The sequence below is a fragment of the Pedobacter planticolens genome, from assembly GCF_014172375.1.
Classification (GTDB): domain Bacteria; phylum Bacteroidota; class Bacteroidia; order Sphingobacteriales; family Sphingobacteriaceae; genus Pedobacter; species Pedobacter planticolens.
Genome location: NZ_WNXD01000002.1, coordinates 968,838 through 985,152, shown reverse-complemented (window position 1 = coordinate 985,152; position 16,315 = coordinate 968,838). Strand labels below are relative to the sequence as shown.

General features: G+C 33.7%; 13 protein-coding genes. 10 read left to right on the top strand and 3 right to left on the bottom strand.

The genetic code is table 11. From position 1 onward, the window contains the following. Positions 1-33: 33 nt before the first annotated feature. Positions 34-1,584, top strand: a complete 1,551-nt coding sequence (locus GM921_RS13055) for an Rne/Rng family ribonuclease (protein WP_182923076.1) — start codon at positions 34-36, stop codon at positions 1,582-1,584. 71 nt (positions 1,585-1,655) lie between these two features. Here GM921_RS13055 and GM921_RS13050 read toward each other — a convergent pair whose 3' ends face one another. Next, positions 1,656-2,615: a helix-turn-helix domain-containing protein gene (locus GM921_RS13050; RefSeq protein ID WP_182923075.1), complete on the bottom strand. Its 960-nt coding sequence runs from the start codon at positions 2,613-2,615 to the stop codon at positions 1,656-1,658. 190 nt (positions 2,616-2,805) lie between these two features. Here GM921_RS13050 and GM921_RS13045 point away from each other — a divergent pair, with 190 nt between their 5' ends. The 8 genes from GM921_RS13045 to GM921_RS13010 all read left to right on the top strand — a co-directional run bounded on the left by GM921_RS13045 (position 2,806) and on the right by GM921_RS13010 (position 11,807). Then, positions 2,806-3,366: a hypothetical protein gene (locus tag GM921_RS13045; protein ID WP_182923074.1), complete on the top strand. Its 561-nt coding sequence runs from the start codon at positions 2,806-2,808 to the stop codon at positions 3,364-3,366. Positions 3,367-3,391: 25 nt separating this feature from the next. After that, a complete protein-coding gene (locus GM921_RS13040) occupies positions 3,392-3,907 on the top strand; it encodes a DUF6252 family protein (RefSeq protein ID WP_182923073.1) in 516 nt (171 codons plus the stop codon). 64 nt (positions 3,908-3,971) lie between these two features. Beyond that, entirely contained in the window at positions 3,972-4,469 is a 498-nt protein-coding gene (locus GM921_RS13035) for a hypothetical protein (protein WP_182923072.1), read from the top strand. Between the two features lie 41 nt (positions 4,470-4,510). Next, positions 4,511-7,672, top strand: a complete 3,162-nt coding sequence (locus GM921_RS13030; protein ID WP_182923071.1) for an esterase/lipase family protein — start codon at positions 4,511-4,513, stop codon at positions 7,670-7,672. Between the two features lie 274 nt (positions 7,673-7,946). Beyond that, positions 7,947-9,323, top strand: coding sequence for a DNA repair protein RadA (radA, locus tag GM921_RS13025; RefSeq protein WP_182923070.1), 1,377 nt, complete (start codon positions 7,947-7,949; stop codon positions 9,321-9,323). A 359-nt stretch (positions 9,324-9,682) separates the two neighbouring features. After that, positions 9,683-10,153: a DUF4920 domain-containing protein gene (locus tag GM921_RS13020; RefSeq protein ID WP_182923069.1), complete on the top strand. Its 471-nt coding sequence runs from the start codon at positions 9,683-9,685 to the stop codon at positions 10,151-10,153. Positions 10,154-10,296: 143 nt separating this feature from the next. Continuing rightward, positions 10,297-10,854: a LemA family protein gene (locus GM921_RS13015; RefSeq protein ID WP_182923068.1), complete on the top strand. Its 558-nt coding sequence runs from the start codon at positions 10,297-10,299 to the stop codon at positions 10,852-10,854. Further along, positions 10,854-11,807 carry a DUF3137 domain-containing protein gene (locus GM921_RS13010; protein WP_182923067.1) on the top strand — a complete coding sequence of 318 codons (954 nt, stop codon included), beginning with the start codon at positions 10,854-10,856 and terminating at the stop codon, positions 11,805-11,807. Before GM921_RS13015 ends, GM921_RS13010 begins: the two co-directional genes overlap by 1 nt. A gap of 313 nt (positions 11,808-12,120) precedes the next feature. On the opposite strand, the gene carB is transcribed toward GM921_RS13010, so the two are convergent. Together carB and GM921_RS13000 are read right to left on the bottom strand one after the other, a co-directional pair. After that, entirely contained in the window at positions 12,121-15,018 is a 2,898-nt protein-coding gene (gene carB, locus GM921_RS13005; RefSeq protein WP_182923066.1) for a carbamoyl-phosphate synthase large subunit, read from the bottom strand. Between the two features lie 207 nt (positions 15,019-15,225). Continuing rightward, positions 15,226-15,543 (bottom strand): carboxypeptidase-like regulatory domain-containing protein, encoded by a 318-nt coding sequence (locus GM921_RS13000; protein ID WP_182923065.1) that lies wholly within the window; start codon positions 15,541-15,543, stop codon positions 15,226-15,228. Between the two features lie 226 nt (positions 15,544-15,769). Between GM921_RS13000 and GM921_RS12995 the strand changes: the two genes are divergently transcribed. After that, positions 15,770-16,291, top strand: coding sequence for a hypothetical protein (locus GM921_RS12995; protein WP_182923064.1), 522 nt, complete (start codon positions 15,770-15,772; stop codon positions 16,289-16,291). Positions 16,292-16,315: the final 24 nt, after the last annotated feature.

The following is a 16,315-nucleotide window of genomic DNA, read 5'->3' as shown; positions in this document are numbered from 1 at the left end:
TAAGGCATTAAATTGCCTTAAAATCTGTAGCTTTTGGTAAAGGAATTAATAATCGATTCGACTCCTACGGGAGTAACCATAGCTTTAATTGAAGACAAACATCTTGTAGAGCTTCATAAGGAACACATTAACAACAATTACGCCGTTGGCGATATTTATTTAGGCCGCATAAAGAAAATTATGCCTGGTTTAAATGCTGCGTTTGTTGATGTAGGTTATGAGAAAGATGCATTTTTGCATTATTTCGATTTAGGTCCGCAAGTACAATCTTTAATAAAGCTTACTAAAATTAAGCGTAACGGCACAGTTAATGGCACTTTATTAGATAATTTTAAATTAGAATCTGACATTAATAAAGCGGGTAAAATATCCGAAATCGTCAGTAAAAATTTGATCCTACCCGTTCAAATTGCTAAAGAACCAATTTCTACTAAAGGCCCAAGATTAAGCTCTGATCTTTCTATTGCAGGAAGATACATTGTCTTAGTGCCCTTTTCTAACGTGATATCGATCTCTAAAAAGATTAAAAGCAATACTGAACGTAATCGTTTAAAAAAGATTATCGAAAGTATAAAGCCTAAAAACTTTGGGGTAATTATCAGAACGGTATCTGAAGGAAAAGGTGTTACCGAATTACAAAAAGATTTATTGGATTCTGTATCTAAATGGGAAAACTTTACTAAAAAGTTGCCTGATGCAGAACCTTCTAAACGTGTTTGGGGAGAGATGGATCGTACTTCTACCCTAATCAGAGACATTTTAAGCACTGATTTTACAAACGTTTATGTAAATGATGCAAATCTGTTCGAAGATATTCGTTCTTATGTACATGAGATTTCACCAGAAATGGAGAAAATCGTTAAACATTACAAACATAAAGAACCTATTTTTGAGCATTTCGGTGTAGAAAAACAAATTAAAAACGGCTTCGGCAAAACAGTTAATCTTGCTGGCGGAGCTTATTTGGTAGTAGAACATACCGAAGCTTTACATGTAATTGATGTAAACAGTGGTAATAGAACTGCTAGTAAAGAAAATCAAGAAGAAAATGCACTTCAAGTAAATAAAGAAGCTGCAAAAGAAATTGCTCGTCAATTGAGATTGAGAGATATGGGCGGCATTGTGGTTATCGATTTTATCGATATGCACAAACCAACTAACCGTAAAATGCTTTTTGATTATTTACGCGATTTGATGTTGCTTGATCGTGCTAAACATACCATTTTACCTCCAAGTAAATTTGGTTTAGTTCAAATTACTCGTCAGCGTGTTAGACCAGAAATGAATATTGTTACGGTAGAAAAATGTCCTACATGTGATGGTACTGGAGAAATTAAGGCAAGTATTGTTTTAATGGATGACATAGAAAGTAATTTGACTTATATTTTGCAAGAGCAGAATGAAAAGAATATCACATTGTGTGTGCATCCTTATATTGAAGCCTTCATTAAAAAAGGATTGGTTTCATTACGGTGGAAATGGTTCTTTAAATTTGGTCAGCGCATTAAAATAAGAGCGGTATCATCTTATAACTTAACAGAGTTTCATTTTTTATCTTCAAAAGACGAAGAAATTAAATTATAAACAACTACTTAAAACTGAAAGCCTGGTTTCTAAAAAGAAATCAGGCTTTTTTGTGCGTAATGTTTATACCATTACGAATTATTAATTTCTCTAATTAAATTATCGCACTCTGTAAAAGCATTATATAAATATTTATTTCGATGTTTTTCGCCTTGCCCACTAAATGAAACTGATTTTTTAATTAAACTATGCATCCAACTTTTAGTTTGTTCGCAATACGATTGATCTTCTGTTTTTAAATAATTGAAAGTGTTAAATCTATTAAAGCAAAGCATCGTTTCTTTAAAATCTACCAAATAAGAAATGCTTCCCAAAACATCACAATTGTACCAGTTAAAAGTGTGATTAGGGTCTATTGTTTTTTTGCTGCTAATGGCATACATATTCATGTCTGTTAGGCAATAACGCACTTGTTCTGTAATTAATTCTGCTTTGGTAGCATTGATATACCCTGCTTCAAAAGCGTATCTAATTTGCTCTATAGTGCCATGAACAGTATCTTTTGCCCAAATCTCTGTACAAGGAATTTCTAAATAGATCTGATTAAGTTCTTTAGAAATATCGATAATTTCTTCCTCAAATAAACTTGGATCAAACTTAGCCTCATTATTCATTACGCTATCGGACCAAAAAAAGAGCTTAAAACAAGTTAATTCTGGATATTTAAAAAAATGAAATAATGGAATATCGTCTGTAGTTATGGTAATGTGCTTCTGTTTACTTTGTTGTATTTGTTTTATATTTTTTAATAAATCCTTCAAATAATCAAGCATACTTAGGCTCTCTTTATTCATACTTAAATAATCAAAAGTAACCGTAGGAGATTGATTAGGTTTATAAATAAAAGACACTTCAAATGTGTTAGCTAATTTTATAATCTGTTGCAAATTTAACGCACTATTGCCTCGTATTTTTTTATAAGCTTCGTTAACACTAATAGCTAAACATTCGGCAATACTTTGTGCCATATTTTGGTATTCGGGCAAAGCCGATTTAATGCGAGCAAAAAACTCTGTTTGTGGGTTAAGCATAAAAAAAGAATAATGTCTTACACTAAATTAGGGTTTAATTTTAATTATTAAGCATAGCTTCTTTATTAAATTAATCTTTAAGGATAATTTTGATGCGTATTCGTTGTAGAATAAATTTTTAATATTTATTTTTTGAATACCTAAATTAAATAGGATAATTTGATGTGTTTTGTTAACCTACTTTTAGGTTATGAAATTTCAACTTCTTTTAATTTTTATGCTTTTTAGCATCGTAGGAGTTTTTGCACAACAAGACAGTGTAAAATTAAAAAACGGATATTTTTTTGGGGTTGGTATTGCTGTAGGAACAGGTAGCCAAAATGGAGTTTATGTAATGGCACATATACAAGTACAACATTCTACTTCTTATTTGGCTTTAAAAGGATCTAGTTTTGTGGTTTTAGATATTTTGGGAGATGAACCTACTCCGAGTGTTTCTGATGTAAGTTTAATAGTTGGCAAAAGTTATACATTTGGCGGCATACATAATTTTCAGATTGGAAGCGGACTATCCTCAGTAACTATTGTTTCAAGGGGTGCATTACTGCCATGTAAAAGTTGTGGTTGGTTTGAAAGTAATAAATATGAAACCATTACCAAAAATGTAATTGGTCTCCCAATAGAAGCAAAATACAATCTTTACTCTTATCGTCGGCGTGGCACTATTTCATTTTCACTCAATGCCAATCTTAATAAAGAACAAAGTTATTTTGGAGCTGCAATAGGCTTAATAGCAGGGCGGTTGAGATAAAATTTCAAAAACTAAACCTTTAAATATGAAAACAAAACTGTTATTACTGCTCCTATTGCCATTGCTAATGGGTGCATCTTGTAAAAAAGACAAAGATGATGGCTTAACAAAGCCTACTCAAATTGGCGCTAATACCTTTTCTTGTAAAATTAATGGCGAGAATTTTATTGCCTCTCAAAGTTTATTTGGACCCACCGCAATTTTTGTATCGAATGTACAATCGTCTACTCCATATTTTTTATTAGATGGAAGAAATACAAATAGCCAACCTTATAAAGAGATAGAGTTGAAAATATTTGAAGATGTTAGGGTTGGGGTGGTATATAAACTTGGAGGAGGTGAGCAAAATTATGGAAGTATAACGTATAGGTATCCAGATGATCTGTATAAGACAAGTATTAACAGCATAGGTGAGGTTATGTTTACTCGTGTTGATAATACCAATAAAATCTATTCTGGCACATTTTCATTTTTATGCGTAAACTCAATTAATCAACAAATAAAAATTACAAATGGCAGGTTTGATGTGAAAATTCAATAACCATACCTTCGATAGTATTTGATAGTATATTAAGATAAAATTTGAAAAAATAAACCTTATAAATATGAAAACGAAACTATTATTACTGCTCCTATTGCCATTGTTAATGGGTGCATCTTGCAAAAAGGACAAAGATAATGGCTTAACAAAGCCTACTCAAATTGGTGCTAATACTTTCTCTTGTAAAATTAATGGGCAAATTTTTACGCCTAAGCAAGATTTGTTTGGTCCAACGCCATTATATTCTCAAGTTGATATTTACAATGGAAATAATACTCTAAATATTAGTGCTAGTAACCCTAATACATATATAACAAATATGCATTTTAACATTAATAGTTTTAAAGGGGTTGGGGAGTATAGTATTGATATAATTAATGGGGTATATGTTGATTGTTATCTAAATATTCCTTCACCAAATTTGGAAAAATCACAAAGTGGAACTATAAGAATAACAAAGTATCAAGGGGAAATCGTATCTGGTACATTCGAATTTAATTTAAAGCATGGTACGGAGAATATAGCTGTTACCTCAGGTCGTTTCGATCTTACATTAAGATAAACTCTTAGAAAATAATAATTATAAAATCTAAACATAACCTCATGAAAAAAATTATCTATTTATTTATTATTACCATATTCTTTTTGGGTTTAAAGGCAAATGCCCAACAAACAGACGAATACAAACATACAGCTGATAGCCTTTTTCTACATTTGGATAAAACTGGAGTAAGCACTGGCGTATTGTATGATAGAGTATTTCCTTCGGCGTCACTTAATGATTTTAATTTGGCCATTCCCGATACAAGCTCAATGTGGCATTTTATACAAGGCTATAGCGAGTTTTATCGTTCAGCTTATAATCCATCTAGTAGTTGGCTTACCGTTAGCCAATTAAAAGAAAATATAGCTTTGGCAAAAACACAAGGACAAATACCCATTGGACTAGGCAATTATCAATTTAATGTTATCGATACCAATGCTATAGATTTAGGATTGATACGACTAGAGCAAAGCGATAGTTTATATTATGATGTGCTAGGTAGGCAAAGGCATCCTTTTAATACAATTAATTCGTTTGTGGCGGCAGCATTGGTAGATAGTGTACGGGCAGGCTATGTGAGTTTTTATTTATCATCCGCTTTTACATTTAATTATAGTAATAAGACACTAACTAATCTATCAGTTGATTTTAAAGATGGCGGAGGTTTACAAAGCGTTAGCTTGAGCTGTTCAAAATCTGTTTATTACGCTACCTCAGGTTACGTTAATCTTAAGTTTGTGGCTACATTTTCAGATAATACAACAGTTACAACCTATTCTATTATAAAAATTTTTGGCGAGGCAGATAATAATTCTTTTAAAAGCTTAATTAATAGTTGCGATATGCAAACGACATTTACTCTTTGGAGTAAACTTTCATTTCAAGGTTATGATGAGAGTATAGCGACAAAAGGAAAAGGCGATGTAACAGTATATCATTCAAAAATTAACAATTGTGATGGTATAATTAGGAAACCACTTATTATTATTGATGGCTTTGATCCTGGCGATGAGCAAAAAGCCTATCAATTATATGATCTTTATTTAAATAATCCTGATAAAGCATTATTAGGGGATAGTTTACGCAATCGCGGTTATGATTTATTTATTTTAAATTTTCCTAATTATCAGATAAATGGAAAGAGCAGGGATGGTGGTGCAGATTATATAGAGCGTAATGCAAGGGTTTTAATGGCATTGATAGATACTGTAAACTTAATGAAACAGGGTAATGAAAAATTGGTGATTATTGGGCCAAGTATGGGCGGTTTAATTAGCCGTTATGCTTTGGCTTATATGGAACAACATAATATGCCTCATCAAACACGTTTATGGGTTTCGTTTGATACGCCACACAATGGGGCGAATATACCTATAGGAGACCAGCGCTGGCTGGATTTTTATGGAAGAAAAACGGAGAGCGAAGAAATTATCTCAAAGCGTGATGGTAAAATCGGTTCAATTGCAGCCAAACAAATGTTGGTAAGCCATTACTTGTCACCCTCAAGTGTAGGAGCCCCTGGATTTAGAAATCAGTTTTTAAGTAATATTAATACGTTAGGTTTCCCAGTTGGAGATTCGGGACAGGCATTTAGAAAAATTGCTTTGATAGATGGTAGTTTAGGCGGCACAGAAATAAATAGTCCCGGGCAAAAGGGTTTTACTTTTGATGTCCGTAGGTATCGCAAAAGACTTTTTATTTTTAAAGTTAAATACAGAACATTTACTGTGGCTGCTGCAAGAATGTATTTTACACCTAGTTATGGTGGTCAAAATACAGTATTTGATGGTTGGTTCTTAAATAAAGCAGAAGAATATACCTATAGCACTCTATCAAATACTTCTGGAATAGATGTTTCACCTGGTGGTATCTATAATACACAATGGCAAATAGCTGATGGAGGTGATGGAGTTATAACAAAAAAGTACGGTTTATCTTTTAAAGCAAGATTTTATTCTGTTGTACCTAACCATAGTTTTATAAATTCAAAAAGTGCTTTAGCTTTTACTGGTTCGAACCAAAATCTTTCAGAAAACATTAGCAATAGAAGTTTGGTATGTACAGGAGAAACACCCTTTGATAGCTATTTTGGTGATGTTAATAAAAATAGAGACCATGTTGAGCTATGGCCTGAAGCAGTAGATTATATTTTGAAAGAAATAGATGGTATACCACAATTACCTCTTATAAAAAATACAAACCTGAGTATTTCTGGTCCAGTTCAGTCCGGTGGTAATACAACTTATTCTATTCCTAATTTACCATCTGGGGCAACTGTTAAATGGGCGGTAACTAGTCCTTATACCATTAATGGTTTTAATACCGCAAATCCAGTTGGTATTGTTATACCAACAAATAACAATCAGTTTTCAATGCTAGCTGCTACAGTAAGCACTAATTGTTATAAAACTATTGTTACAAAACAATTAGTGCCACCAATCATTACCATAAGTTCTGGTGGTAATGGTGGTGTTTGCGGAGAAGCTACTGCCCAAATCAACTTGCCAAATGGCGCAAATTTTCATTGGACATCAGATGGAGATGTAATCATCAATGGGCAAGGTCAATCAGTTTATACCACAGATAATAATGTAAGTATTGTAGGGTTAAATGGGCTAGTTTATTGCACTTTTATGAGCTATAATAATGAGGTAGTTACCTATGCAATCCATAATCCCTACCAGGTTACAGTTAGCATAGCGGCGAACCCAATGTATGGTAGCGAGCCATTAAATGGATGTATACAAAACCTAAATTTTGGCTACACAGCCATTAGGTGGTATATCGATGGAAGCTTGTCTAATAATACAGGAGAGTGCATTTACGAGTCTAACTTATCTTGTGGTAATCATACCATAAGAGTAGAGGCAGATTTAGCGTGTGGTATAACCTTGGATATAGCTGCATTTGAGGTAGAAAGATATTGTAGTTGGTGGTGGCGCAGTATGGTAATCTACCCGAATCCAACTATTGGCAGTAATCTATTTGTTGCCCCTGACGAAAACAAGATGGCAAAAATATCTGCGGCCGAAAAAAGTAAAATGAAAGAATATGAGGTTTGGCTTTACGATGATAAATCTAAACTGAGATTAAAAGTTAAGAGCAAGAATTTAAAAGTAGAATTGGATACCAGAAGCTTACCATCAGCTACTTATTTTCTCCACATGCGGATGGATGGTGATAAAGAAATTATCAAAAAACAGGTGTTGATACGTAATTAAATTAAAAAGCCCGCTAACTCAAAATTAACGGGCTTTTTCTATTTTGTAAATTACTTCGTTTTATTCTTGTTGTTCGAGATGTTAGCGTAGCGCATTTCGAACTATAAAACAAAGCGGATTTGAAATCCACAAAACTAAGTTCTTCGAGATGCCTTTCAGAACATCTCGAACAGCGAATTAGTTAGGGTATTATCAATATCCTAAATTTTTCTTAATCCCTTAATGGTTTAATTTTCTAAATTCGTAAATCTAAAATCATCAATCTAAAATCAAATTGGCTAAAACAAAATCAGCATATTTCTGTCAGAGTTGCGGTTATGAATCTGCAAAATGGTTGGGCAAATGTCCATCATGTAATCAATGGAATACTTTTGTAGAGGAAATAATTGATAAAGGCGCAACTCATGTTCCAACATGGAAATCAGCCGCAGGCACACAAAGGTTAAGCAAACCTAGCAAGGTTGAGGAAATTCAAAGTGCAACAGAAGAAAGAACAACTACTGGCGATGCAGAACTAGATCGGGTTTTAGGTGGTGGATTGGTGGCGGGCTCAGTTACGCTAATTGGCGGTGAACCTGGTATTGGAAAATCTACGTTAATGTTACAGGTTGCGCTAAATGTATCCGGCAGGAAAATATTATATGTTTCTGGAGAAGAAAGTGAGCAACAAATTAAAATGCGTGCCGAAAGAATCACTGTTAATCCTAAAGCAGATTGTTATATTCTTACCGAGACATCTACCCAAAATATTTTTAAGCAAATAGAGCATTTAGAGCCTGAAATTGTAATTATAGATTCTATTCAAACCTTACATTCTGCGCATATCGAATCTACGCCAGGAAGTGTTTCTCAAGTTAGAGAATGTACGGCCGAGTTATTGCGTTTTGCAAAAGAGACCAATACGCCAGTTTTTTTGATTGGACATATTACCAAAGACGGTGCGATTGCAGGGCCTAAAATTTTAGAACACATGGTTGATACTGTTTTACAGTTTGAAGGAGACAGGCATCACATTTATCGAATTTTAAGGTCTATTAAAAATCGTTTTGGTGCAGCGGCGGAATTAGGGATTTATGCAATGCAAAGCAATGGGCTGAGGGAAGTTTCAAATCCATCAGAAATTCTACTTTCTCAGCGAGATGAAGAATTAAGCGGAATAACTATTGGCGCAACTTTAGAAGGTGCTAGACCAATGTTAATTGAAACGCAGGCCTTAGTCAGCATTTCTGCTTATGGCACGCCGCAGCGATCTGCCACTGGCTTTGATACCAAGCGAATGAATATGTTACTTGCGGTATTAGAAAAAAGATGCGGATTTAGATTAAGCGCAAAAGATGTTTTTTTAAATATTGCTGGTGGAATTAAAGTAGAAGATCCTGCAATTGATTTGGCAATTATGGCGGCCATTATTTCATCTCACGAAGATATTTTTATCTCATCTAAGGTTTGTTTCGCTGCTGAAGTTGGTTTATCTGGAGAAATTAGAGCTGTAAATCGCATTGAGCAACGCATTTCTGAAGCAGAAAAATTAGGTTTTGAAAAGATATTTATCTCCAATTATAACCTAAAAGGATTAGTGAAGGATAAATTTAAAATACAAATAATTACCGTTAGCAAAATTGAAGAGGTTTTCTCTTTGCTATTTGGATAACTCTCAAGTCCTTTTTAAGGAAATATATTGCCCATATTATGATTTTCAGGTATCTATTTCTACACATGAAATTCGAAAATTATAATATTCCCTTATCCTTTATTGTTTAATTATCTATAGATCAGTAAGTTATAAATAATTTACACTAAACTATCCATTTGGATAAGCTATTGCTATAGATTTAGCATTAGTATTTTCATGGTTACTAATAAATAGGGATGATTGACCCCCACTACTTTTAAGTGGTGGGGATTTTTTCTATATTACATTTATAAGAAGAACATTCCCTATTTAAAAAGATTTTAAATATTTTTGTATCAGATAGATAAGAGTTCAACCCCGTTAATAATAAACAGAAAATGAAAAAAATTATTTTAAGTCTAGCCCTTTGTATGTTTACTGCATTTGCTTTTGCACAAGACGCGACTTCATTTGAAGGAAAATCTTTTGGTGAAGGCGTTAAAAAAGGAAATGTGATAACAACAGCAGAAGTGAATACAAAACTTGGCGATAGCACCAAAAAAGACATGAAAGTGACCGGCTTAGTAACTTTGGTTTGCCAAAAAAAGGGTTGTTTTATGAATTTAGAAACATCAAATGGAGAAACTATGCGTGTGAATTTTAAAGATTATGCATTTTTTATGCCTAAAGATTTAGCAGGTAAAAAAGTAGTAATTGATGGCTTTGCAGAAAGAACAGAAACATCTGTTGAAGATTTGAAACATATTGCAGAAGATGCTAAGAAATCACCTGAGGAAATTGCAAAAATCACAAAACCTAAAAAAGAAATTGTGTTTGAAGCAAAAGGAGTCGTAATTTTAGAGAATTAGAAAGGTTCTCCTTTTTAATATTGATTGATTGAACCTTGCTCTCTCCGGAGCAAGGTTTTTTTACAATCATTCTGTAACAGGTTGAGCAATTAAACATCTATATGCTTATATAATATTTATAAAAACCTTAATAAACTCAAACTATGATTATTGTAGCTATAATAGCAATCGCCGTTTTACTAATTGGCATTGGGATATATAATTCCCTAATTAGTAAAAAAAATCAAGTAGCAAATGCATTTTCTGCCATAGATGTAATGCTTAAAAAACGTTTCGACTTAATTCCAAACCTAGTAGAAACTGTTAAACAATACATGCAGTACGAAGGTGATACGTTAACCAAAATAACCGAATTAAGAGGTAAAGCCCTAGGAACAAATGTTAGTGAAAGTGATAAATTAGCTTTAGACCAACAAATTGGAGCTGCTGTAAAAGGCTTAATGGTAAGTGTAGAAAATTATCCAGATTTAAAGGCTAATCAGAATTTTTTAAACTTACAAAGTACTTGGACAGAAAGCGAAGAACAGATTGCTGCTGCTAGAAGAAACTATAATTCCTCTGTAACTACTTACAATAATGCAGTAATGATGTTCCCAGGAAATATGTTTGCGGGTATGTTGGGCTATCAGCCAATGACAGTTTTAGAAACTGCGGAAGAAGAACGTAAAAATGTAAGTGCTAAAGAACTTTTCAATAATTAATGTCCACAAATTTTACGATAAGTTCGGCGGTAGAAAATATACTCGTTGAATTAGAAGTCCAACGGAAAAAGATAGTTTCTAGCAAGATGCAAGGCTGGAGTTCTATTATTTTGGGTGTGATTTGCTTTGGTATTGGTTGCGTTTTAAGTCAAGTTATTCTAGCAATTGTAGGTTTTGTTATCGTAATTCCTGGTGCAATTATTTTATTCCGCATTAGCGATGACGTTGCTCAATACAAAAGTAGATTTAAACAAGAAGTAGTTGGCGCTGCATTAAGTTCAGTTGATAAAACTTTAACATTAGATCCTAATAGGGGAATTTTAGAATCTGAATTTAGATCTTCACAACTCTTTACCACTTCTCCAGATCGGTATAGTACGGAAGATTTAATACGTGGAACCATTGGAAAAACGAGCTTCTATTTTGCAGAGGTACATGCCGAATATAAGACTGAAGTTCAAACTAAAAGTGGTAGACAGGTAACTTGGCATGACATTTTAAAGGGGATTGTATTTACTGCCGATTTCAACAAAAACTTTAATGGAGTTACTGTAGTTAGGCCTAAAGATTTTGGGAGTAAGATTGGGGCCTGGTTTTCTAAAAATGTGTATTCTTTTGGAGATAAAAATGTGGTGGAATTAGAAAACGAAGACTTTAGCAAAAATTTTGTAACTTATAGTAACGATCAAATTGAAGCGCGATATATTTTAACTCCAGCTATGATGGAAAAAATTAACGATCTCAATCAGCGATCGGCTAATGCCATTTCTTTATCATTCATTGATACTAGAATGTATATTGCTTTCCCATTGGATAAAAACTATTTTGAACCACCTGTATTTAAAACCTTATTAAAGCCAGATTTATTAGACGATGATATGTCTGTTTTAGCATTTATGTATGATATCGTTAGAGAATTGGATTTGAATACACGGATTTGGACGAAACAGTAATTTGATAGCCACAGATTAGCAGATTATTATTGAAAACCAAGCATGGTTTCTTTGCAGTGGCTTAAGTTAAATAGCCCAAATTGAAGCGATATACTTTTTTGTCATCCTGAGCTTGTCGAAGGGCAAAAAAGATATAGCGGAAAGTTGGACTGACTTTAATTATTTCACTATGGTTGCGCTTCAAATTATTATTTATCTCTAAGATTTTTAGCTTCATTCTGAATGACAAAAAAACAAAAAATCCCTCAACTCTCGTTAAGGGATTTTGCTTTAATTAGTCTTCGACAAGCTCAGACTGACAATATTATTTATTCTATTTAGACAAATACATCGATTTATCTTTATATAACTTACGGAAATAAGGATCTTCTAAATCTTTAATGAAACGAATTGATTCACCAGTAGATTTCATTTCTGGCCCTAATTCTTTTGTTACCTCAGGGAATTTATCGAAAGAGAACACTGGTTCTTTAATTGCATATCCTTTTAGTTTACGAACAATATTAAAATCTTTTAATTTGTTAACGCCTAACATAATTCTAGCTGCAATGTTAATGTAAGGCACATCGTAAGCTTTTGCAATAAATGGAACAGTACGAGATGCTCTAGGATTTGCCTCAATTACATAAACCTTATCATCCTTAACAGCGAACTGTATGTTTAATAAACCAATTACATTTAAAGCTCTTGCAATTTTTTTAGAGTAAGTTTCCATATCAGCAATTACCTGTTCAGATAAACTGAAAGGAGGCAAAACCGCAAATGAATCTCCTGAATGGATACCTGCAGGCTCAATATGCTCCATTAAACCAACAATATGAACATCTGTTCCATCGCTAATTGAATCTGATTCTGTTTCTTCTGCTCTATCTAAGAAATGATCGATTAGCACTCTGTTTCCAGGTAAGTCTCCCAACAACTTAACAACAGCTTTCTCCAAATCTTCATCGTTAATCACAATGCTCATCCCTTGTCCACCTAAAACATAACTTGGACGTACTAAAACTGGATAACCAACTTCTTGTGCAACTATAATTGCTTCTTCAGCATTTTCTGCTACACCATATTTTGGATAAGGAATATCTAATTCTTTTAACAAGTCTGAGAAACGACCACGATCTTCGGCAACATCCATATCATTATAAGAAGTACCAATGATTTTGATATTGTTTTCATGCAATTTTTCAGCCATTTTAAGTGCAGTTTGACCACCTAACTGAACAATTACACCTATTGGATTTTCTAGTTCTATAATCTCACGAACATGTTCCCAGAAAACTGGCTCGAAATATAATTTATCGGCCATGTTAAAATCTGTAGATACCGTTTCTGGGTTACAGTTAATCATTATCGCTTCAAAACCACTTTCTTTCGCAGCTAACAATCCGTGTACACATGAGTAATCAAATTCTATCCCTTGTCCAATTCTATTTGGTCCAGAACCTAAAACAATTACTTTTTTCTTATCGGATACGATAGATTCGTTTGTACCCAATTCATCTCCATTAGAAAGTATTTCGTTGCCAACTAAAGAAATTTGGATTGGTGCTTCCTCAAATGTTGAGTAGAAATAAGGTGTTTGTGCCGCGAACTCTGCCGCACAGGTATCAACCATTTTATAAACACGTTTAATTCCTAATTCTTTACGGCGATTGTAAACATCATCTTCGGTTACATTACCTAAAACATAAGCTATTTGAATATCAGAAAATCCTTTTTGCTTAAGGTTGAAGAAAACATCTTTAGGTATATTATTTAATGAATAGCGTTTAAGTTCTACTTCTAAGTTTACTAATTCTTGAATTTGAGACAAGAACCATTTATCTATTTTAGTTACCTTACGAATAGATTCTAAAGGCACACCCATGCTCATTGCATCTTTAATTAAGAACAATCTGTTCCAACTTGGATGCTCTAAACCGTGCATTATTTCGTCGATGCTTCTGTTATGTCTACCATCTGCTCCTAAACCTGCTCTACCTATTTCTAAACTTTGAGTAGCTTTTTGTAAGGCTTCGATAAAGCTACGGCCAATTGCCATTACTTCACCTACAGATTTCATTTGAAGGCCCAACTCCATATTCGCTCCTTTAAATTTATCGAAATTCCAACGAGGGATTTTTACGATAACGTAATCTAAAGTAGGTTCGAAATAAGCTGAGGTAGTTTTGGTAATTTGATTTTCGATCTCATCTAAGTTATAACCGATGGCCAGTTTAGCGGCAATTTTTGCAATCGGATAACCTGTTGCTTTACTCGCCAAGGCTGATGAACGTGAAACACGAGGATTAATCTCAATCGCAATAATATCATCGTTATCTGGGTTAACAGAAAACTGAACATTACATCCGCCAGCAAAATTACCAATGGCACGCATCATTTTTATAGCCTGATTACGCATTTCTTGGTAACAGCGATCTGATAAAGTCATTGCTGGAGCAACTGTAATTGAATCTCCAGTATGTATTCCCATTGGGTCGAAATTCTCAATAGAGCAAATGATAATTACGTTATCATTGCTATCTCTCAACAATTCTAATTCATATTCCTTCCAGCCTAAAACAGCTTTTTCTACTAAAACTTCGTGAGTTGGAGAAGCTTCTAAACCACGCTTTAACGCAGCATCAAAGTCTTCTTTTTTATGTACAAAACCACCTCCAGAACCACCAAGTGTATATGACGGACGAATTACTAATGGAAAACCAATTTCTTGTGCGGCTTCTTTTCCTTCTAAATAAGAGTTTGCAATTTTTGATGGAGCAACACCCACACCTATATCAACCATTAACTGGCGGAAAGATTCTCTATTTTCAGTTTTCTCAATCGCGGCAACATCTACACCAACAATTCTTACTCCATGTGCTTTCCATAAACCGCGTTCTTCTGCATCAACACAAAGATTTAATGCCGTTTGACCGCCCATTGTAGGTAATACTGCATCAATTTTAGGAAGGTTTGGATTGTTTGTGTGCTCAGTTAAAATCTGTTCAATCGATTCTAAAGTTAAAGGCAATAAATAAACATGATCACCGATAACTTTATCGGTCATAATTGTTGCCGGATTAGAATTGATAATCGAAACCGTAATTCCTTCGTCTTTAAGAGAAAGTGCGGCTTGAGAACCAGCATAATCGAATTCGCAAGCTTGGCCAATAATAATAGGTCCTGATCCGATAATAAGTACTGAGCGTATGGAGGTGTCTTTAGGCATTGTGGGGGTTTAAAAAAAGTCTAAAGTAAATAGTCAAATCTGACTGCTAGCTGGGAGAATTCCTGTGCTATAAAATGAAAAATCCCAACTGCTCTGTCGGGATGCAAAGATAGGTTTTTTGAAAGAAAAAAGAAGGTGTTTTTTGAAATTTCTTACAATAAAAAAGAAGGCATCAAGCCCTCTTTCTCTTTTAACACACAATTTTATCTATTGTTGCAACTTTATTTCTCCAATATCTGTTGTTGCACTATCTACAACTGCAACATTTTCTACCGAAGCATCTTTATAAGGTGCATTTGCTTTTATCCAAACAGTATATGTGCCTTTTTTAACATTACTAAATACAAAAGCGCCATTACTAATCTGACTTTTCAATGTATCTGTTCCAGCAATTGCAACAACTTCTTTTGCGCCTTCAGCTGGTGTTACTTTACCTTGTATTCCACCTTCTTTAATTGAGCCGAACGCAAACAATCCTAATGATAAACCTGCAACAGCTAAAAAATTTAAACTCGCTCTTTTCATGATATTAATTTTTAGTTTAACTTCTATTTAATTAAGCGTAGTTTTTCTTCATCTAATAAGATTAAATCGACAATTGTTTTTTTAAGTTTCCATTTAATAAACACTTTTATAACGGACTTGTTTTAAAAATTATTACCAATCTATTTCAAATCGTCTTAAATTATATACAGAGATACGCCTTTAAATAGGTAAAACTATTTGGAACGGCGTTTGTTTATTACACAATATGAAAAAGATAATCTTACCATTTATTGTTTTAGTTGTTCTCATCAGCGGTTGCGCTACAGTACAATCTATCATCAAATCAACATTTCCTTATACCGCAACTTTAGTCATTCCGACAGGTACTAAAAGCGGCGTAGTGCAGATAACAACCAGTACTGCTAGCAGTATCGATCAGATATTTGGAAACCAAAGCGGAACCGATTACATTAAAGAGGTACGAGTTGCTTCAGTAAAATTAGACGCGAGCAATCCCTCAAATCAAAATTTAGGCATGTTTAAGTCTGTAAAAGTATTTTTAGTGAATGGTAGTGGTGCAGAAGTCATGGTTGCGTCAAGAAATGATGTCTCAGAAAATATTGGCAACAATCTTGTACTAGATATAGACAATTCACGTTTTGTTGATGAATATATTAAAGGAAGTAATTTGAGAGTGCGAATGGAATACACGTTAAGGAATAGTTTAACAAGTGATGTGAGTGTAAGAGCGGCGATTAATTTTAGCTCATCGCCAAATACAAAATAGATCTAAAATTTCCTCAACAAGTTT

What these genes read in the sequence shown, in the direction of transcription:
- GM921_RS13050 (WP_182923075.1), bottom strand. Translation starts at nt 2,615, where the DNA reads ATGCTTAACCCACAAACAGAGTTTTTTGCTCGCATTAAATCGGCTTTG.
- GM921_RS13045 (WP_182923074.1), top strand. Translation starts at nt 2,806, where the DNA reads ATGAAATTTCAACTTCTTTTAATTTTTATGCTTTTTAGCATCGTAGGA.
- GM921_RS13040 (WP_182923073.1), top strand. Translation starts at nt 3,392, where the DNA reads ATGAAAACAAAACTGTTATTACTGCTCCTATTGCCATTGCTAATGGGT.
- GM921_RS13035 (WP_182923072.1), top strand. Translation starts at nt 3,972, where the DNA reads ATGAAAACGAAACTATTATTACTGCTCCTATTGCCATTGTTAATGGGT.
- GM921_RS13030 (WP_182923071.1), top strand. Translation starts at nt 4,511, where the DNA reads ATGAAAAAAATTATCTATTTATTTATTATTACCATATTCTTTTTGGGT.
- GM921_RS13020 (WP_182923069.1), top strand. Translation starts at nt 9,683, where the DNA reads ATGAAAAAAATTATTTTAAGTCTAGCCCTTTGTATGTTTACTGCATTT.
- GM921_RS13015 (WP_182923068.1), top strand. Translation starts at nt 10,297, where the DNA reads ATGATTATTGTAGCTATAATAGCAATCGCCGTTTTACTAATTGGCATT.
- GM921_RS13010 (WP_182923067.1), top strand. Translation starts at nt 10,854, where the DNA reads ATGTCCACAAATTTTACGATAAGTTCGGCGGTAGAAAATATACTCGTT.
- carB (WP_182923066.1), bottom strand. Translation starts at nt 15,018, where the DNA reads ATGCCTAAAGACACCTCCATACGCTCAGTACTTATTATCGGATCAGGA.
- GM921_RS13000 (WP_182923065.1), bottom strand. Translation starts at nt 15,543, where the DNA reads ATGAAAAGAGCGAGTTTAAATTTTTTAGCTGTTGCAGGTTTATCATTA.
- GM921_RS12995 (WP_182923064.1), top strand. Translation starts at nt 15,770, where the DNA reads ATGAAAAAGATAATCTTACCATTTATTGTTTTAGTTGTTCTCATCAGC.